Raw genomic sequence first — 17,277 nt, 5'->3', positions numbered from 1 at the left:
CTACCTCCTTGCCGTGGCTTCCGTCATCCCTATCGAGGCTAGGTAGGGCACCGACCTGGACACAACGGTGCGGCGATCAGGTCTGCTACTCACCGGATCGGCGAGTAGCTCGCCGAGCAACTCCCCGATGATCCGGATCCCTCCTGGGGTGAGCACCGACTCGGGGTGGAATTGGACCGAGGCGAAGCCGGGTCCGCGTAGCCCGTGCACCTCCCCGGTTGAGCTCTCACCCAGTACCTCGATCGGGCCCTCCCGGTCCGGGTACACGAGCTCGCTCCGGTCGCAGTAGGCGGCGAAGGTGTTGTAGAAACCGACCAACTCTGTGCGCCGACGGAACCGGATCCGGCGCTGAGTGCCTTGGTTGGGCACGGGGATCCGGACGATGTCGAGGCCGAGGAGGGCGCTCAGCACCTGGTGCCCAAGGCAGATCGCGAGAAAGGGCACCCCGAGGGCGAGCAGTTCCTGGGTCACGGCCCGCAGCTTGGCGATCTTGGGATCGGTGAACTGTCGGGGGTCTCCGGGGCCGGGGCCCACGACGACCAGGTCGTGGCCGGTCAACGTCAGCTCTTCGTCGTGCCGGCGGACCTCGACCCGCAGACCGAGGGCGACGAGGGCGTGTCGGGCCATCTCGGTGAAGGTGTCCTCGGCGTCGATCACCAGGGCCCGGCGGCCGACGATGCCCGGCTGTATCCGGTCCCGGTGGCGGGGGTCCTCGAACCAGAAGTCGGCCAAGGGCTGGTTGCGTTCGGCCAGGGCCCGCTGCACCAAAGGGTGCCCGCCGACCGAGGTGTCCGGAGCGACGGCTGCCCTGCGCGGTCTGCCGTCCAGGGCCTCGATCAGGCCGGCCGCCTTGGCCCGGGTCTCCCGTGCCTCGGCGGCCGGGTCCGAGTCACGGACCAGGGTGGCGCCGACACCGATCCGCATCCGCCCGGCGGGGTCGACGTCCGCGGTGCGGATCAGGATCGCCGAGTCCATGGCCCGGTCGCCGTGGGCGTCCCGGCCGATCAGGGCGACCACCCCGGCGTAGTAGCCCCGGCCCTGCGGTTCGTAGCGGTCGATCACCCGGCAGGCGCTCTCCAGTGGCCCTCCCACGACAGTGGGGGCGAAGAGGGTGTCGCGCAGGATGTGTCGGACGTCCCGGGTGGTGTGACCCTCGACGAAGTACTCCGTGTGCGCGAGTCGGGCCATCTGCTTCAGGTGCGGACCGGTCGCCCGGGCCCCCCGGTCGCAGATCCCGCCCATCATCTTCAGCTCCTCGTCCAGGACCATGTAGAGCTCGTTGGCCTCCTTGCGGTCGGCCAGGAAATCCAGGATCCCGGGCAGCTCCGGACCATCGGCCGGATAGCGGTAGGTACCGCTGATCGGGTTCATCGTCGCGGTCCCGGCTGCCAGGGTGACGTGCCGTTCCGGGGAGGAACCCACGAGGGTCCGCTGGCCGGTGTACACCACGAAGGTCCAGTGGGCCCCGGGGTCGCGGCCGAGCAGACGGCTGAAGAAGGCCAGGGCGGTCCGCGGGGACCAGCCGGGGATCTGCGCGCAGAAGGATCGGCGGAGCACGAAGTTCGCCCCCACCCCCTGACCGATCTCTTCCGTGATCACCTTCTGGACGGTGGCCGCGTACTCCTCGTCGTCGGCGTCGAATCGGGCCTCGACCAGGTCGACGGGGTCGGTTGGCAGAGCCGCCAGGACCTCGGTGAGGGTCAGCACTGTCTGCTCGGTGACCTTCATCGTGACCAGGGGCGTCCCGTCGTCGGGGGCGGCGAAACCCCGCTCGCGGATCTGTCGGTACGGCAGGATCGCCAGCACCTCGTGCCGGGGCGGCCCGGCACCATCCCCTGCGGGCAGGGGGATGTCCGCCACCCGGTCGACCTCTGAGGTCTGTCCGAAGATGAGATCGATCGAGTGGGGGTCGTGTCCCGGCCGGTGCAACAGTGCGAAGGGCGGGGTCGGTAGGGCGGTGATCCGTTCGTACCAGCTCATCAGAGGGCTCCTTCCAGAGACGCCAGTGCCGCTCGGGTAGAGACGGTTACCGCGCAGCGGGTGGCTGCGTACTCGAGGGCGAATCGGTGGTACTCAGGGGTGAGATCGGCCACCGCGTCGGCCACGATGAAGGTCTGGATGTCATGCGAGAAGCCCTCGTGGGCGGTCATCAGGATGCCGACGTGGGCGTAGACCCCGCAGATCACCAACTGGTCGCGACCGGTCGCCCGCAACTGCTCCAGCAGTCCGGTTCGGCAGAAGGCGCTGGGCCGCCACTTGGTGTGCACGACGTCCGATCCGCCGGGGGCGAGTCGCTCGACGATGCCTCGGTGCTCCTCGTCGGCGCTCATCCCGGTACCCCAGAAGTCCTTGAGCAGCCCGCGATCCTGATCGCTCATCCCACCCGGCTGGGCGGTGTAGGTGACCGGGGCCCCCACCCGGTCGAAGCCGGAGCGCAGCCGTTCGATGTTGCCGAGCAGCTCGCTCATCGGAGAGCTCCGTGGGGCGAAGGGCCGCAGGAAGTACTTCTGCATGTCGTGGATCAGCAGTACCGCCCGGAGCGGATCGAGAGTCCAGGGGGCGGTGTTGGTCGGCAACTCGTGCTCGGCGGGCATGGGGTACGGCGCGATCGCGGGGATGGCCATGGCTTCTCCGTTCCAGAAGGTTGGGTCTAGTTGCCGAGAGAGGCCCCGCCGTCCACGGTCAGATCGTGCAGGGTGATGTGCGCGGCCCGGTCCGACAGCAGGAAGAGCACCGCGTCGGCGATGTCCTCAGGTCGGGCCAGGCGCCCCAGCGGGATACCGACCCGGAAGGCCCCGAGGTCCCCCTCGATCGAGATCTGGCGGGCGTCGTCGTCCGACCAGAGAGTGGTGAGCATCGGGGTGTCGGTGGAGCCCGGGGCGACCACGTTGCAGCGAATTCCGTACTGGGCGAGCTCCAGCCCGAGCACCTTGGTGAGGCTGCTGGCGGCGGCCTTCGAGGCGGCGTAGGCCGCCATGTTCATCCGGGCGGTCGTGGTGGCGTTGGAGGCGACCGTGATGATCACTCCAGACCGGCGGGTCACCATCCGGTTGGCGACCGCCCGGCTGACGTTGAGGACCCCGGTCGTATTGACGGCGAGGGTGCGGTTCCAGTCTTCGTCGGTCAGGGAGACGACCGGACCGGTACGCAGGATGCCGGCGCCGTTGACCAGGAAATCAATCGGTCCCAGCTCCCGCTCGACCTGTTCGATGACGGCGTCGACCTGGTCCGCGGCGGCCACGTCGACCGGGTAGGCCGCGACCCCCTCCTGCTCGGTGGCCAGGTCCTTGAGGGCTGCGGTCTCCAGGTCCAACGCCGCTACGGTGGTCCGCTGTGCGGCCAGGGCCCGGACCACGGCCGCGCCGATGCCGCCGGCCGCTCCCGTCACCACTGCTATTCCTGTTGTCATGTCGCTGTGCTCCTTCTGTGGATTCGCAGATCTTCGGGATGGGGAGGGGGCGGAATCTCCTGCGGAGCAGGTCAGGGATGGCCGGATAGGTCTACGACCTGGCCCCGCAGGCCCGGGCCGCCGCGTGGTATCGGTGGGAGGAACGGGTCGGTCACCGCCCGACCAGCGCGATGTTCACCGGGTGGAAACGCGCGCCGGAGCTGCGGTGCCGGCGGCCCGGATCCGTTCGGCCACCAGCTCCCTGTCGATCCCCAAACAGCGCACCGAGAAGGAGCCGAGCGCATCGAGGTAGTGCTCGCGCAGTTCCGTCTCGTCGAAGTCGACCGGTTGCCCGTCGGCGATCCGTATCCTTCCGGCGACGATCACGGTGTGGACGTCCGTCGAGCCGCCGAGAGCGAGGAAGCTCTCTAGCGGACGGGGGTTGAGCAGGTAGCGCCAGTCGTGCGCGGGGATCAGCTGGATGTCGGCCTGATTGCCTGGTTCGAGGCTGCCGATGCCGGCCCAGTCCAGTCCACGGGCCGGGATCCGGGTCGCCATGGCCAGGGCGTCGGTGGGAAGCACCTCGGTCGGATCGGCGTACATCTCGTTGAACTGCTGCCAGACCGCCCGCATGTTCTCGGCCATTCCGCCGACCGGCAGTGGCGACCCGTCGGTGGAGAGGGAGACGTGGAGTCCGGCCCGTCGGTACTCCGGCATCGCCCGGGTGTCGGTGATCGTGGACTCGCCCGCCCCACCGTACTTGGCGGGGGAGAGGCTGATGTGTGCGTTCGCCTCGATCAACAACTTGCGCTCGTCGGGGTCGGCGTGGGCGCAGTGCACCGCCATGAACCGGTCGGAGAGCAGGCCCAGGTCGGCCATCCGCCGCACCGGGGTGGATCCGAAGTAGGTGCGTGACACCTCCATCTCGTTGCGCAGCGCTCCGACATGGGTGGCGAAGGGAAGGTCGTACCGGGAGATCAGGTCGGCGAGGCCGGCACCCAACTCGTCGGTCATATTGACGCTGTAGACCGCGGTCGGCCAGGCCCGGACCAGCCCGGTGGTGTCCCGGGCGGCGACGGCCAGGGCCTGCTCGACGCCGGCCAACACCCTGTCGGTGTCCCGGGTCCGGTGGAAACGGGACTCACCGGGGGCACAGCGGGCGTCGCCGGCCCAGGTGCTGACCGAGCAGCGCATGCCGAGGAAACGTGCCGCTGCGGCCATGGCGGCCGGCTGGTTGACCGAGCCCACATCACCGAGAGTGGTGACTCCGGAGCGCAACTGGGTCCACATCGAGTACCGGGCGATCGCCTCCGCCTCGTCGGGGGTGAGCTGGCCGATCAGATCGGTGAAGGTGTCGAAGGCGGTGGAGATGCCCTGGATGTCGCCTCCGAGTGCCATGAAGGCCGGTCGATCCTGCCGGTCCGTGGCCGATCGCAGGGCGCCCTTGAAGGGGAACCGCATGGCGAACATCTCGTGCCAGTGGGGATTCACGAAGCCCGGCAGGATCATGGATCCCCGGGCCTCGATCACCCTCAGGCCGGCCTGACGACCGGGGTCCACGGCCGCCGCTACCTCCGGGGTAGGGCCGACCGCGACGATTCGCTCGTCCTCCACCAGAACCGCTCCGTTGGAGATGACCCGGTGTCGGGGGTCGGCCGGGTAGAGGCAGCCGCCTCGGATGAGCAGGGAGGTCACAGTGCTTCCCTTCGTAGCCATGCAGTTACCGTCTAAAACGCTATGGCGGTAACGGGTGTGCGGCAAGGGACCCGCGATTAAGCCTCCTTCTCGACATGGCCCGCTACCAGTGAAAGGCAATAGGTAGTAAGGTGTCCGGTATGAGGGGACAACCGGGAGGCCGCGCCGTGGCACCGGGTCGACTCGCCTTGGTGCAGGCGTTCGTCAACAGCGTCAACGTCGAGTTCGGGCCGGACGAGTTCGCCGCGACCGATGGGTTCGTCACCTGGCTGGTCCGCAACGGGCTCGGCGAGCTCGAGCTCCGACCGGACGACCTGGACCGGCGGGAGGCCATCGCACTGCGGGAGGCGCTACGGGCACTGCTGCGGGAGAACAACGGCGGGCCGCCGGACCTGGCGGCCCGGCAGCAGATCGAACACATCGCGAAGGGGTGCCCTCTCGTGGTCGGGTTCGCCGACGACAGGACCGGTGACCCCCTCCTGAGGGCAGCTCAGGTCGATACCCGCGGAGTGCTGGCCCTGATCCTGGCGGCCGTCGTCGAAGCCGTCACCGACGGCACCTGGCCCCGGCTCAAGGCATGCCACGAGCATCGGTGCGAGTGGGTCTACTACGACCGTTCCCGCAACCGGGGTAGTCGCTGGTGCTCGATGGAGGTCTGCGGGGTGCGCGCCAAAATGCGGGTCTACCGGGAGAACCAGCGACACCATCCCGCCGAGCCACGACCCCGAGATCCGAGAGCTGACCGCCCGCCCGGTCGGGGCCGCGCTCGCCGGAGCCCTCCGGCCGAGGCCTAGGGCGCATGGCTGCGCCCGAGTAGGCTCCGGGCGACGACCAACTTCGTCGCGGCCGCCGTTCCATCGGCGAGTTGGAGCCCGATGACGTCCCGCAGGCGTTGGGCCACCGGCCCCTCCTCCGACCAGCCCAGGTGCCCCATCGTCAACAGGGCCTGGTGAACCGCCTCCATCGCCGCCTTCGGCGCCCACCACTTGGCCATGTTGGCCGGGACCCGGGGATCCTCGCCGGAGTCGGCCCGGCTCAATGCCTCGTACGCCACCAGGCGTGCCGCGTGCAGCATCGTCGCGTGTTCGACGAGAGGGAAAGCCACTCCCTGGAACGTGGACAAGGGCTGACCGAAGGCTTCCCGGGCGCTGGCGTGGGCGGTCGCCTCGTCCAGCGCGGCCCGCCCGACGGCGGTAGCCATCAGGGCGATGAAGGCCCTCGATACCCCGAAGCCCCGCATCACCTGCCCGAACCCCTGCCCGGGTGCCCCGACCAGGTCAGCGCGGTCCAGTCGGAGCCCATCGAAGACTATCCGCCCCCGCCCGCCGGAGCGGCAGCCCAGATCGGTCAAGGGCTCAGTGCGGACCCGAGGGTCGTCCAACGCGACGTAGAAGGCGGAGATGCCGCTGGGTCCCGCCTGCCCGGTGCGAACGAAGAGCAGGGCATGGGTGGCATGGGTGGCCAGCATGATGGAGGTCTTCTCGCCGGAGACCACCCATCCGTCCCCGTGGGGCACCGCGACCATCCCGATGTTCGCCGCATCGGTGCCCCGCTCCGGCTCGGTGAGGGCCAGCGCGGCCACGGCCCTGCCGGCAGCGATCGCCGGCAACCAGCGGGCCAGTTGCTCCGCTCTGGCATTGGCGGCCAGCACCTTGCCGACCAGGGCTGCGTTGAGAACCGGGAAGCAGACCGACAGGTCCGCCGCCGCCAACTCTTCCAGGACCGCGCCGGTGCTGGTGGCATCGAGGCCCCGCCCGCCGTACTCCGGCGGGATGCGCAGCGCGAACATCCCGGCCGAGCCGAGGTCAGCCAACAGGCCTGGTCGGTAGCGACCAGCGCGGTCGCTCTCGCTACGGTACGGGGCCACCCGCTCGGCCGCGAACTCCCGGGTCTGCTTGACGAGGGTCTGCTGGTCGGGAGAGAAGTCGAAGTCCATCGTCGTCACCTCCGGACCCGGTCACGCAGGACGAACTTCTGGACCTTGCCCGATGGGGTCCGGGGGAGGGCGGACACCAACTCGACCCGTTCGGGCCAGTACTGTTTGGCCATCCCCAACCCGGCGAGGTGGGCCTGTAGATCCTCCAGGGTGGGCGCGGCCCCCGAGGCCACCAGCACCGCGCACGCCCGCTCACCCAGACGCTCGTCCGGGTAGCCGACGACAGCGACGTCTCGCACCGAGGGGTGCCGCAGCAGGGACGACTCCACCTCCACCACCGGGATGTTCTCCGCCCCCCGCAGGATGATGTCCTTGATTCGGCCGGTTATCCGGATTCCTCCGTACCCGTCGTCGCGAGCCAGGTCACCAGTGTCGAACCAGCCGTCGGGGGTGACCGCCCTCGCGTAGATTTCTGGTCGCCGGTAGTAGCCCAGGCACTGGTTCTCGCCGCGCACCTGGAGCAACCCGGTCGCACCCGGGGACACCGGCTCGCCGGTTGTGCCGTCGACGATGCGTAGCTCCATGCCGGGAACCACCGTCCCGTCGCTCTCGGCCGCGCGCATCGGGGGATCCTCGGGGCGGGTGATCGTTACACACCCGTTCTCCGACATCCCCCACAGTGCGTACACCCGGCACCCGAGCACCTCTCGGGCCTGCTCCACGAGCATCGGGGCGATCGGGGCGCTGCCAGTGGCGAAGGCCCGCAGATCGCGAAGGTCCCGGGGCCGGGCCCGCTGTCTCTCGATCAGGTCGGCGAGGAAAGGCGGGGCACCCATGAAGAAGGAGACCCGGTGCTCCTCCAGGATCTGCAGCATCCTTTCCGGATTCCAGGCATCGACCTGGACCGCGGTGGCGCCGAGCAGCATCGGCATGACGAAGTTCCAGGTGAAGCCGGCCTGATGAGTGGTCGGTGAGCCCATGGCGGTCACCTCATCCCCGGTCAGGTGCAGCACCTCGGCCTGGGCCCGGTTCATCGCCCGCATGGTCCGGTGGCTGTGCACCACCCCTTTCGGCTCGCCGGTGGTGCCCGAGGTGAAGATCACCTGAGCCGGATCCCCGGGGCGGGCCTCGACGGCGTCCAGGTCGACCGCGGGCGGCGCGGCATGGAGCAGGTCACGGTCGAAATCCAGGACGCCCTCGACGCTCCCCGCGTCCAGCAGGATCCGGTGTCGGAGGGTGGGTACCGCCTGAGCAACCCGCGCACTCATCTCGGCGTACGAGAAACCGCGATACTCGGCGGCGGCGACGTAGACCGGGCTCTCGGTCAGGCGGGTCATGAACTCGACCTCCCGCTGCCGCATGATCGGAACCACCGGCCCGGCCACCGCCCCGATCCGGGCACAGGCCAGGATCAGCGCGATCAGCTGCCAGGAGTTCGGCAGCTGCAGGGTCACCACCTCACCCCGGCGGACCCCGAGCCGAGTGAGGTTCGCTGCCAGCCGGTCCACCCGACGGGCCAGCTCCCCGTAGCCGAGGGTCTCCGGGACCCCGTCCCGGTAGCAGATCAAGGCCGCCCGGTCGGGCCGATCTTTGGCCCACCGTCGCAGGTCGTGCAGGATCGTTTCGTCGTACGAGCCACTCACTGTGGATCACCTCCGAATGGGTCGACGGTCCGGCCGAGCGCCGCGCGGGCCCTGGCCGCGACCGCCATGGGCGTGATGCCGGACTGCTGAAGCAGGTATCGCTGATCACCGGAGACCGAGACGAAGGAGTCCGGCATGCCGATGCGGTGCACCGGAACCGGCAGGACCTCGGCCAGGGTCTCGGCGACGGCGGCCCCCAGACCACCGGCCACCCAGTGCTCTTCCACGGTCAGCACCAGGCCGGTGACGCTCGCCGCCCGGAGAATGGTCAGGGTGTCCAGCGGCTTGAGGGTGTGCACGTTCAGCACCCCGGCCGAGATACCGTCGCGGCCCAGCAGGTCGGCTGCGGCCAGTGCGGTCAGCACCGGGTATGGCCCGCAGGCAGCCAGGGTCACGTCGTCGCCGGCCCGTAGTTCTTGCACCGTTCCGAGCAACAGTGGCGGGGCGGCGGGTAGGTCGGGGGTGGGGTTGCGGCCCAGCCGCAGGTAGACCGGGCCGGATTCGGTCAGGGACTGCCGGATCAGCTCCTGCGCCTGGCCGGCGTCGGCGGGGACCAGCACCGTCATGTTGGGCAGGGCGCGCATGATGGCCAGGTCGTCCAGGCAGTGGTGGGTCGGTCCGAGGTGACCCGCCGACAGCCCGGAGTGGGTGGCGGCGATGCGTACCGGCAGATCGGCCAGGGCGATGTCCACCTTGACCGCGTCCAGGGCCCGTGCGGTGGCGAAGGCCGCCATGGTGTTGACGAAGGGAATCCGCCCGCACCGGGCGAGCCCTGCCGCCATCCCCATCAGGGTGTGTTCGGCGATCCCGATGTTGAGGTAGCGGCCGGTGGCGGTGCCGAAGTCGACCCCGCTGAAGAGTCCGGTGTCGCTGTCGAGGCAGACCAGACGGTCATCGGCCGGCATCAACCCGGCGAGTAGGTCCCGGTAGACCTCGCGGGAGGACAGGGTGGTGGTCACGACCGCCGCCGCAGTGCCGCTAGCGCCCTCTGGTACTGCCGGTCGCCAAGCTTGGCGTAGTGGCTACGGACGTTGCCCTCGATGAACGGTAGCCCTTTGCCCTTCACGGTGTGTGCGATCACCATGGTGGGCCGGCCAACCTCGGCGGGGGCGTCGAGAACATCGGCGAGGGCCTCGACGTCGTGCCCGTCGACTTCCCGGACGGTCCAGCCGAAGGCCCTCCACCGGTCCGCCATCGGTTCCAGGCCGCCCACCTCCTCGGTTCCTCCGGTGATCTGGAGCCGGTTACGGTCGATGACGGCGACGAGATTGTCCAGCCCGTGTCGGGCAGCTACCGCAGCGGACTCCCAGACCGAGCCCTCCTGGGTCTCGCCGTCCCCCATCACCACGAAGCAGCGGCGAGGGCTGCGATCCAACTGGGCTGCGACCGCGTAGCCGATCCCCAGCGCGAGGCCGTGGCCGAGGGAGCCCGAGGGCATCTCGACCCCGGGGATCTCCGGGTGGGGGTGGGCCATGAAATGGCTGCCCGGGACCGAGTACTCGGCCAGTCGCTCGGGTGGGAAGTAGCCGGCCTCGCAGAGGGTGGCGTACAGGGCGATGCCGCCGTGACCCTTGCTGAGCAGCAGGGTGTCGCGCTCGGTGGCCGTTGGGTCGACCGGATCGACGCGCATCACCCGGAAGTACAGGGCGGTGAGGATCTCGACGAGGGACATGGATCCGCCGAGGTGGCCGCCGTCGGGGCCGGCGCACATGTGGACGATGTGTTCCCTTATCCGTCCCGTGAGCTCGGTCAGCTCGGGCAGGGCGACAGCGCTGTTCATGCCTATGTCCTTCCGCTGCTTAGTTGGGATGTAGGCCGGTGAACTCCAGCCCTTGCCGCTCCGGCAGGTTGAGCCGGATGTTCATGCACTGAACGGCGTTCCCAGCGCCGCCCTTGACCAGGTTGTCCAGAGCTCCGATCACGGTGACCCGGTCCGAGCCGCGGTCGATGGCGAAACCCACGTCGCAGAAGTTGGATCCGGAGAGGATCTTCGCGTCCGGGAATCGGTGCAGCCCGCGCCGGTGGGCGACCACCCGGACGAAGGGCTCCTCGCGGTATCGAGCCCGGTAGGCGGCCCGGATTCGCCGCTCATCGACCCCCTCGCCGACCTGCACCCGGGAGAGCAACTGCACTCCCCGGACCGCCTCCACCCCGGTCGCCGTCATCCGCACCGGCAACCCGGTCGCCTGGGCGATCTCCGCCTCGTGCCGGTGCCGGGTTGGTGCGAACACCCGCAACGCCCCGCTGCGTTCGGCGTGCAGGTTCTCCGGTCCCGCGGCGGCCCCGGCACCGCTGGAGCCGGTACGCGCGTCCACCGTGATCTCGCCCTTGATGAGCCCGGCCTCAGCGAGGGGGGTAAGGGAGAGGATGCCGGCGTTCGCCATGCACCCCGGAACGCTGATCCGGTCGGCCGAGCGCAGCCGTACCCGGTGGAACTCCGGGATACCGGGCACGAAGGAGTCGATCAGCGTGTCCGCCTCGTGGGTCACCCCGTAGTAGTCCGTGTAGGTGTCTGTCGAGGTCAGCCGGAAGTCCCCGGACAGGTCGATGACCACCTCGGCGCGGTCGAGGAACTCCGGCATCCGCCGCATCGTCTCCCGGTGCGGCGTGGCCAGGAAGAGCACGTCGTAGTGCTCGAGCTGTTCCTCGGCGATGAAGCTCAGCCCGGTGCGTCCGCGTAGGTTGGGGTGTACTCCGTCGACCAGCCGACCTCGCAGCCGCCGGGAGGTGGCGGCCGCGAGCTCGACTCCGGGATGGGCGATCAGCAGTCGAAGTAGTTCGCCGCCGATGTAGCCGGCTCCGCCGATTACGGCAACCCGTCTCATGATTCGGTCCTTGTCAGAAGCAGGCTGGTGATGGCGTCGGCGACATCGACCGTGTCGCCGTGTGCTTCGTCGAAGCCCCGGAACTCCACCCGGTCGTTGACCTCGAGTACGGTCAACCGGCCATCCACGTCCTCGATCAGGTCGACGCCGGCGATGTCGGTGCCGACCGCCTCCGCCGCGGCGGTGGCGAGCTTGATGTGGTCCGGGGTGAGCGGGCAACGTTCGCTCACCGCACCCCGGGCCACGTTCGTCCGCCACTGCGGCCCTCGCCGGTAGGTGGCACCGAGGGCCTCACCGCCCACCACGATCACGCGAATGTCGCGGTCGGCCTTTGGGACCAGCTCCTGTACGTAGACCACATGCGACTGTGGCGAGGGCAGGGCGGCGAGGTGCTCAAGCACCGCCTCGGCCATCGCCGGGTCGGTGACCTTGGTGACCAGCCGGCCCCAGGAACCGACCAGCGGCTTGATCACGGCGGGGTAGCCGATCTCCGCCAGTGCCTCCAGCGCTACCTCGGGGGTGGCCGCGAGTGCTGTCCGGGGGGTCGGCACACCATGCCGGAGCAGGGCGACCGAGGTCGACCACTTGTCGCCGCTGACCTTGGTCGCGTTGGCGCTGTTCACCACGGTCGCACCGGCTGCCTCCAGCGCCTCGGCCGCGTACCGGGCCCGGAAGTGTCCGACCTCGCGGTTGACCACCAACCGGTGCGCGTGCTGGTGTTCGCCACCGACGACGAAGAGCCTGCGGGGATCCAGGTACTCGGGCCGCGCTCCACGCTGCTCCAGCGCGGTCAAGATGCGTTTCTCCTCGTGCCGTACCCGGGAGGCGAGTACGGTGAGGACCGGTGCTGATGCGCTCATGGTCTACGTTTCCTCTACCTACTCGCCCCAGTCCTCTTCGACCTCCGGAGCTGCGGTGAGCACCGGGGGCCGAATGGAGGAGATCTCCAGCTCGCTGCGGCAGTCCCCGCACTCGATGATCTCGCTGATCCGGGCGTCTGCATCGATGCGCACCTCCGCTGCGCACTCCGGACATTCTGCGTCGCTAATGACCTTCTGCATTTGACTCCCTCTTCTTTGAAGTGGCCGACTGATATGGAAAATGTAGGTGCGGTCGAGGGGAAGGTCCAATAAAAGACCTTGCTCGAGGCGAAGGGTCATGCTTATGGGGGTGCATGCGATAAGCAGTTCTTTTCGCGGCGACAGGGTAGTCGCTCTGGGTCTGCTATTACGCTTCAGCGTACGCCAATGCGTGAGGAGGAATTATGCTCGGAATCGCACCGAGTCCGGTCCTTAATGGGCAAATGGGCTCCGAGTGGACACCAGGCGAGATGTTCGCTGCCGCCGTCCAGGCCGCCGAACCTCAGAACGACCTGGTGGTGCCGTACGACTTCCACCTGCCGGCTGCCTTCCCGCTCTTCGCCTCCCGGCCCCGGTACACAGTCCGGCACCTGATGAAGACCACGGCGGTGTCGGGTGCAGCGATCCCCTACGTGTACGAGCCACCGACCGGTCGTCTCGACTCCGGATCGACCTACGCCACCACCCCGGAGGCGGCCTTCACGCCGCTTGTATCCCATGCCGGGCTCACCGACATCGCCGTACGGATTCCGCTTCCGGCCGGCCTGCTCGACATCCCTTCCCTGCTGGCATCCTTCGTGGACCTACGGGTGCTGGTGCGGCTCTCCGCGCGGGAGAACGACGTCCTGCTCAACGGGAGCCCGGACGGGGTCATCACCGGTCTGCTGCGACTGGGTGGGACCCGGACCCGCCGGTGCGAACCGGACCTGGTCACCGCGGTCACCGCAGCTGCGGCCGAGGTCGAGGAGACCGGCGGTTCCTGCGACGGGATCGTCGCCCACCCGGCCGTCTACTGGGAACTGGTCCGGCACGGCGCCCTGGGCCGGCTCAACGCGGCGGGGATCACCGTCTCCCGGACCCGGATGATCCCGGCCGACACCCTGCTCTTCGGTGACTTCACCGCGGCCACCACCCTCCTCCTGCCCGGTATCGGGACAATCGCGGTCCGCCGTGGCGCAGGCCCCGAGGGCGCGGACGTCATCGAGGCCAGCAGCCGGATCGGTCTCGCGGTCCGCCTCCCGCAGCATCTGATGAGGATGGTCCGTGGTCGTGACTAGGCCCCGGATCCTCTACCTGACCGGATGGCTGCGCAGCGGCAGCACCCTGCTCGGCAACGTGCTCGGGGAACTGCCCGGGGTGCTGCACGTCGGCGAGTTGCACTATCTCTGGCACAACGGGGTGCTGGCGGAGGGCACCAACTCGCTCTGCGGCTGCGGCCGGAACCTGCTGGACTGCGACCTCTGGTCCACCATCGTCGGCACCGCGCGGGACACCAAGGTCGCGGTCGGTGCCGCCCGGGCCGTCGCGCTCCAGCGGACCCTGTTACGGACCCGGCACACCAGGGCTCGGCTGGCCGAGGTCCGAAACCCGGCTCGGGCACCCGGCGTCGACGAGGTGGTCGGACAGACAGTCGACCTGTACCGGCTGCTCGCCGAGCACGGCGGCGACCGGTTGATCATCGACGGATCCAAGTACCCGGCGGAGGCCGCAACTCTACTGGGCCGCTCCGACCTGGAGGTGCGGGTGCTGCACATCGTGCGGGACCCCAGGGCCACCGCCTTTTCCTACCGGCGGGCGAAGGACTACATCGACCCGATGAGCCCTTCGCGTAGCAGCGCTTTCTGGACGGCCTTCAACCTCGCCTCGGAGGCGGTGGGAGGGGCGGCTGGCTCCCGGTACCTGAGGGTGCGGCACGAGGATCTCTGCGCCCAGCCACGGGAGGTGGTCGGGGAGGTGATGCGCTTCGCGGGTCTGACCGGGGAACCCCCGGTGGACCAGGCAGGGCGGGTTCGGCTGGGCCCGAACCACACCGTGACCGGAAACCCGGACCGCCTGTCCGGTGGGGAGGCGGTGATCAGGGCCGACGAACGGTGGCGTACCGGGTTGTCGCGGCGCGAGACCGTGGCCGCGACCCTGCCCGCGCTGCCCCTGCTCGCTCGGTACGGCTACCCGCTGCTGCCCACCCGTTGAGGAGAAGTCATGGACCTGGGACTGCGTGGCCGGACCGCGCTGGTCGCCGCCGCGAGCAGCGGACTTGGCCTGGGGGTGGCCAGGGCGCTGGCCGCGGAAGGCGCGAACGTGTCGATCTGCGGCCGCAACGCGGACCGGCTTGCCCGAGCCCACCTTGCCGTCGACGCGGTCGGCCCCGGCGAGGTACTCAGCTCCCGGGTGGACCTCACCGACGAGGAGTCCGCGACGGCCTGGGTCGAACGGACGGCCGAGGCGTTCGGTCGGCTGGATGTCGTGGTCACCAACAGCGGCGGGGTGCCCTTCGGCCCGGTCGACGGCTTCCAGCTGCCCGCCTACCGGGAGGCTGTCGACGGCAACCTGCTGCCGCACATCAGCCTCACGCTCGCCGCCCTGCCACTGCTGCGGCGCAACGGATGGGGCCGGGTGGTGATGATCGCCTCCGAGTCGATCCGCCAGCCTCATCCCGAGAGTGGGCTCTCCTCGGTTGCCCGCCTCGGCCTGCTCGGCTACATGAAAGGCCTGGTGGAGACGCTCGGCGCGAGCAGGGTCACGGTGAACGTGGTCGCTCCCGGCTTCCACCGCACCCCGATCCTCGACGAGCAGTTCGGCGCCGAGGTCGAGACGGAACTCGCCAAGGTGGCCGCGCGGATTCCCCTCGGCCGGGTCGGCAACGTCGACGACTTCGGCGCATTGGTGGCCTTCCTCGCTGGCGAGCAGGCCTCCTACGTCACCGGTTCCGTCGTGATGGTCGACGGCGGCAACACCCGCGGCATCTAGATGGAGGAGCAATGTCACTGCTTGGCCACGTCGCTCGCACCCGACAGACGGCGATTCACGTCGTCAAGCTCGGTAGCGCCACCCTCGCCCATGAGTCGGTGTTCGACGAACTGGCCACCCTGCGCCGGCGGGGGGCCCGGCTCCTGCTGGTCGCCGGGGGGGCCGCCGGCATCAAGCATCACTACGAGAAGATCGGTCGCCCGATCCGCACCCTTACCCTGGGCAACGGCGACGAGGTGCGCTACTGCCCGCCGGAGGAGATGCCGCATATCGTGGCGGCGTACCGGACCATCACCCTGCACCGGGTCGCCGAGGCGATGAGCAGCCGCGGCCTTACCGCCTTCACCTCGGTGGCCGAGGCGGGAGCCCTGGTCCGGGGGCGGGCGAACCCTCCGCTGACGGCGGTGGAGCGGGGTCGCCGCCGGGTGGTCCGCGACCACCGGGCCGGACGAGTGACGGAGGTCGCCGTCGACCGCCTGCTTGCCCTGCTCGGGGCATTCGACGTGGTGTGCCTGTCGCCGCCGGTAGCCGATGTGGCGGGCGGACCGCCCCTGAACGTGGATGCCGATGTCCTCGCCGCCGAGCTGGCCAACGCCCTCGACGCCGATCACCTGCGCCTGGTGACCGGCACCCCCGGCCTGCTCATCGACCCGGCCGATCCGGATCGACGGCTCGCCGACGCGGTGGCCGGGCAGGGTGGGGCGTACGCCAAGGGGCGGATGCGGCAGAAGGTGCGGGCGGCGGAGATCGCCCTGACCGGTGCCGCTGACGTCGCGATCACCGGCCCGCACTCCGTCTCGCCGGCCTCGGGCACCCGGTTCTGGCGAGCCCCTGCCCCGGCGCCGGATCTCACCCTGCTGGCCCGCGTCGCGGAGATCTCCTCCGTCTCCGGGGACGAACAAGAACTTGCCGAGTATCTTGTGGACTGGTGTACCGAACATGGCATCCACGCCAACATCGACCCGGCCGGGAATCTGGTGGCCACCCGGGGCTCGGGCGAGGGCGGCCTGCTGCTCCTTGGCCACCTCGACACGGTTCCGTACCGCTGGCCGGCTCGGTGGGAGGGAGAGACCCTGTACGCCAGGGGCAGCGTCGACGCCAAGGGCTGCCTGGCCGCGTACCTGGAGACCCTGGCCAGTCTCGAGGTCCCCGAGGGGCTCCAGGTCCGAGTGGTGGGGGCCGTGGAGGAGGAGATGACGGCCCGGGGCGCCTTCTATGTCAGGGACCACTACCCCGCGGAGGCGGTGATCGTTGGCGAACCCAGCGGGGCCGGTGCCCTGACTGTCGGCTACCACGGCCTGTTGAAGGCCCGGCTCACGGTGGACGATCCGATGGCGCACACCGCCGGGCACGGGGTGATCACCGCCGCTGACCGCATCCGCCGGGTCCTCTCCGATCTGCAGGACGGGATCGCCCGGTTCTCGCCGGGTGCGATGATGGCCGTTCTCGGGATGCACGCGGTGAACGCCGGGGACCGGCAGCGTGGGGAGGCCGTCCTCGACGTGCGGGTCCCTCCGGACTGCGACCTCGACCAGCTGGTGGCCCTGGTCGAGGAGATAGCTCGGGAGGCGGACCCGGAGATTCTGCGCGCCACCCCCGGGGTGACCACATCCCGCACCAGGTCGCTGGTCAAGGCCTTCTCCCGAGCCTTCCGGGAGTCGGGGATCAGCCCCCGGTTCCTTGCGAAGAAGGGCAGCAGCGATATGAACACCCTGGCCACCACCTGGCAGAACGTGCCGATGGTCGCCTATGGCCCCGGTGACGCGGCTCTCGACCACGTCCCTGGTGAGCACCTTCCTGCGGCCGAGTACCGGACCGCCCGGTCGGTGCTCCGGGCCGCGGTCGGTGCCTGGGTGACCGCCCGGACCACGGGAGCACTCCATTGACCGCACCCACCTGAGGCGTGGCGACGCATCGCCCGGCAGGCGAGTCGACACCGATCGGGCGGATCCCGGTAGGACGCACCACGCCGGGGGGGGGGGGGGGGGGGGGGGGGGGGGAGTCGGGGTGGGGGGTGTGTTTT

Annotated in this window: 16 protein-coding genes; 5 read left to right on the top strand and 11 right to left on the bottom strand. The window is 69.7% G+C overall.

Translation table 11 applies throughout. The annotated features are described in order from the left end of the window. The 4 genes from ACXAHD_RS19020 to ACXAHD_RS19005 form a co-directional block, all read right to left on the bottom strand. Positions 1 to 1,980, bottom strand: a complete 1,980-nt coding sequence (locus tag ACXAHD_RS19020; RefSeq protein WP_475052143.1) for an anthranilate synthase family protein — start codon at positions 1,978 to 1,980, stop codon at positions 1 to 3. Further along, complete coding sequence (locus tag ACXAHD_RS19015) at positions 1,980 to 2,624, bottom strand: isochorismatase family protein (RefSeq protein WP_475052141.1); 645 nt, start codon at positions 2,622 to 2,624, stop codon at positions 1,980 to 1,982. Before ACXAHD_RS19015 ends, ACXAHD_RS19020 begins: the two co-directional genes overlap by 1 nt. Positions 2,625 to 2,650: 26 nt before the next feature. Further along, positions 2,651 to 3,409 carry a 2,3-dihydro-2,3-dihydroxybenzoate dehydrogenase gene (locus ACXAHD_RS19010; protein WP_475052136.1) on the bottom strand — a complete coding sequence of 253 codons (759 nt, stop codon included), beginning with the start codon at positions 3,407 to 3,409 and terminating at the stop codon, positions 2,651 to 2,653. Between the two features lie 174 nt (positions 3,410 to 3,583). Then, complete coding sequence (locus tag ACXAHD_RS19005) at positions 3,584 to 5,083, bottom strand: amidohydrolase family protein (protein WP_475052134.1); 1,500 nt, start codon at positions 5,081 to 5,083, stop codon at positions 3,584 to 3,586. A 140-nt stretch (positions 5,084 to 5,223) separates the two neighbouring features. On the opposite strand from ACXAHD_RS19005, the gene ACXAHD_RS19000 reads away from it, so the two are divergent. Then, on the top strand, positions 5,224 to 5,877 hold the full coding sequence (locus tag ACXAHD_RS19000) for a CGNR zinc finger domain-containing protein (protein WP_475052131.1): 654 nt from the start codon (positions 5,224 to 5,226) through the stop codon (positions 5,875 to 5,877). Here ACXAHD_RS19000 and ACXAHD_RS18995 read toward each other — a convergent pair. The 7 genes from ACXAHD_RS18995 to lysW are packed head-to-tail and all read right to left on the bottom strand — an operon-like array spanning position 5,874 to position 12,488. Next, positions 5,874 to 7,019 carry an acyl-CoA dehydrogenase family protein gene (locus ACXAHD_RS18995; RefSeq protein WP_475052128.1) on the bottom strand — a complete coding sequence of 382 codons (1,146 nt, stop codon included), beginning with the start codon at positions 7,017 to 7,019 and terminating at the stop codon, positions 5,874 to 5,876. The genes ACXAHD_RS19000 and ACXAHD_RS18995 overlap by 4 nt on opposite strands. Positions 7,020 to 7,024: 5 nt before the next feature. Next, entirely contained in the window at positions 7,025 to 8,602 is a 1,578-nt protein-coding gene (locus ACXAHD_RS18990; protein ID WP_475052126.1) for an AMP-binding protein, read from the bottom strand. Next, the gene (locus ACXAHD_RS18985; protein WP_475052123.1) at positions 8,599 to 9,561 is read right to left on the bottom strand and encodes a transketolase family protein; all 963 of its coding nucleotides are present in this window, start codon (positions 9,559 to 9,561) and stop codon (positions 8,599 to 8,601) included. Before ACXAHD_RS18985 ends, ACXAHD_RS18990 begins: the two co-directional genes overlap by 4 nt. Then, positions 9,558 to 10,382 (bottom strand): transketolase, encoded by an 825-nt coding sequence (locus tag ACXAHD_RS18980; RefSeq protein WP_475052121.1) that lies wholly within the window; start codon positions 10,380 to 10,382, stop codon positions 9,558 to 9,560. Before ACXAHD_RS18980 ends, ACXAHD_RS18985 begins: the two co-directional genes overlap by 4 nt. Before the next feature lie 19 nt (positions 10,383 to 10,401). Beyond that, positions 10,402 to 11,427 carry an N-acetyl-gamma-glutamyl-phosphate reductase gene (argC, locus tag ACXAHD_RS18975; RefSeq protein WP_475052118.1) on the bottom strand — a complete coding sequence of 342 codons (1,026 nt, stop codon included), beginning with the start codon at positions 11,425 to 11,427 and terminating at the stop codon, positions 10,402 to 10,404. Then, the gene (locus ACXAHD_RS18970; protein ID WP_475052116.1) at positions 11,424 to 12,287 is read right to left on the bottom strand and encodes a RimK family alpha-L-glutamate ligase; all 864 of its coding nucleotides are present in this window, start codon (positions 12,285 to 12,287) and stop codon (positions 11,424 to 11,426) included. Before ACXAHD_RS18970 ends, argC begins: the two co-directional genes overlap by 4 nt. 18 nt (positions 12,288 to 12,305) lie before the next feature. Further along, positions 12,306 to 12,488 carry a lysine biosynthesis protein LysW gene (lysW, locus tag ACXAHD_RS18965; RefSeq protein ID WP_475052113.1) on the bottom strand — a complete coding sequence of 61 codons (183 nt, stop codon included), beginning with the start codon at positions 12,486 to 12,488 and terminating at the stop codon, positions 12,306 to 12,308. A gap of 242 nt (positions 12,489 to 12,730) precedes the next feature. Between lysW and ACXAHD_RS18960 the strand changes: the two genes are divergently transcribed. Genes ACXAHD_RS18960 through ACXAHD_RS18945 form a run of 4 tightly spaced genes read left to right on the top strand, consistent with a single transcriptional unit; the run spans position 12,731 to position 17,140 of the window. Then, entirely contained in the window at positions 12,731 to 13,564 is an 834-nt protein-coding gene (locus ACXAHD_RS18960) for a family 3 encapsulin nanocompartment shell protein (RefSeq protein ID WP_475052109.1), read from the top strand. After that, complete coding sequence (locus tag ACXAHD_RS18955; protein WP_475052106.1) at positions 13,557 to 14,477, top strand: sulfotransferase; 921 nt, start codon at positions 13,557 to 13,559, stop codon at positions 14,475 to 14,477. The genes ACXAHD_RS18960 and ACXAHD_RS18955 overlap by 8 nt, the downstream gene beginning before the upstream one ends. A 9-nt stretch (positions 14,478 to 14,486) precedes the next feature. Beyond that, positions 14,487 to 15,254 (top strand): SDR family oxidoreductase, encoded by a 768-nt coding sequence (locus ACXAHD_RS18950; RefSeq protein ID WP_475052104.1) that lies wholly within the window; start codon positions 14,487 to 14,489, stop codon positions 15,252 to 15,254. An 11-nt stretch (positions 15,255 to 15,265) separates the two neighbouring features. Next, complete coding sequence (locus tag ACXAHD_RS18945) at positions 15,266 to 17,140, top strand: M20/M25/M40 family metallo-hydrolase (protein ID WP_475052102.1); 1,875 nt, start codon at positions 15,266 to 15,268, stop codon at positions 17,138 to 17,140. The last annotated feature ends 137 nt before the right edge of the window (positions 17,141 to 17,277 follow it).

Source organism: Micromonospora sp. ABR4_055 (assembly GCF_056160425.1).
Note: the sequence above shows the minus strand (reverse complement) of the source record. Positions and strands in the feature narration are given on the sequence as shown.

What these genes read in the sequence shown, in the direction of transcription:
- ACXAHD_RS18970 (WP_475052116.1), bottom strand. Translation starts at nt 12,287, where the DNA reads ATGAGCGCATCAGCACCGGTCCTCACCGTACTCGCCTCCCGGGTACGG.
- lysW (WP_475052113.1), bottom strand. Translation starts at nt 12,488, where the DNA reads ATGCAGAAGGTCATTAGCGACGCAGAATGTCCGGAGTGCGCAGCGGAG.
- ACXAHD_RS18960 (WP_475052109.1), top strand. Translation starts at nt 12,731, where the DNA reads ATGGGCTCCGAGTGGACACCAGGCGAGATGTTCGCTGCCGCCGTCCAG.
- argC (WP_475052118.1), bottom strand. Translation starts at nt 11,427, where the DNA reads ATGAGACGGGTTGCCGTAATCGGCGGAGCCGGCTACATCGGCGGCGAA.
- ACXAHD_RS18995 (WP_475052128.1), bottom strand. Translation starts at nt 7,019, where the DNA reads ATGGACTTCGACTTCTCTCCCGACCAGCAGACCCTCGTCAAGCAGACC.
- ACXAHD_RS19000 (WP_475052131.1), top strand. Translation starts at nt 5,224, where the DNA reads ATGAGGGGACAACCGGGAGGCCGCGCCGTGGCACCGGGTCGACTCGCC.
- ACXAHD_RS18950 (WP_475052104.1), top strand. Translation starts at nt 14,487, where the DNA reads ATGGACCTGGGACTGCGTGGCCGGACCGCGCTGGTCGCCGCCGCGAGC.
- ACXAHD_RS19020 (WP_475052143.1), bottom strand. Translation starts at nt 1,980, where the DNA reads ATGAGCTGGTACGAACGGATCACCGCCCTACCGACCCCGCCCTTCGCA.
- ACXAHD_RS19015 (WP_475052141.1), bottom strand. Translation starts at nt 2,624, where the DNA reads ATGGCCATCCCCGCGATCGCGCCGTACCCCATGCCCGCCGAGCACGAG.
- ACXAHD_RS18980 (WP_475052121.1), bottom strand. Translation starts at nt 10,382, where the DNA reads ATGAACAGCGCTGTCGCCCTGCCCGAGCTGACCGAGCTCACGGGACGG.
- ACXAHD_RS19010 (WP_475052136.1), bottom strand. Translation starts at nt 3,409, where the DNA reads ATGACAACAGGAATAGCAGTGGTGACGGGAGCGGCCGGCGGCATCGGC.
- ACXAHD_RS18945 (WP_475052102.1), top strand. Translation starts at nt 15,266, where the DNA reads ATGTCACTGCTTGGCCACGTCGCTCGCACCCGACAGACGGCGATTCAC.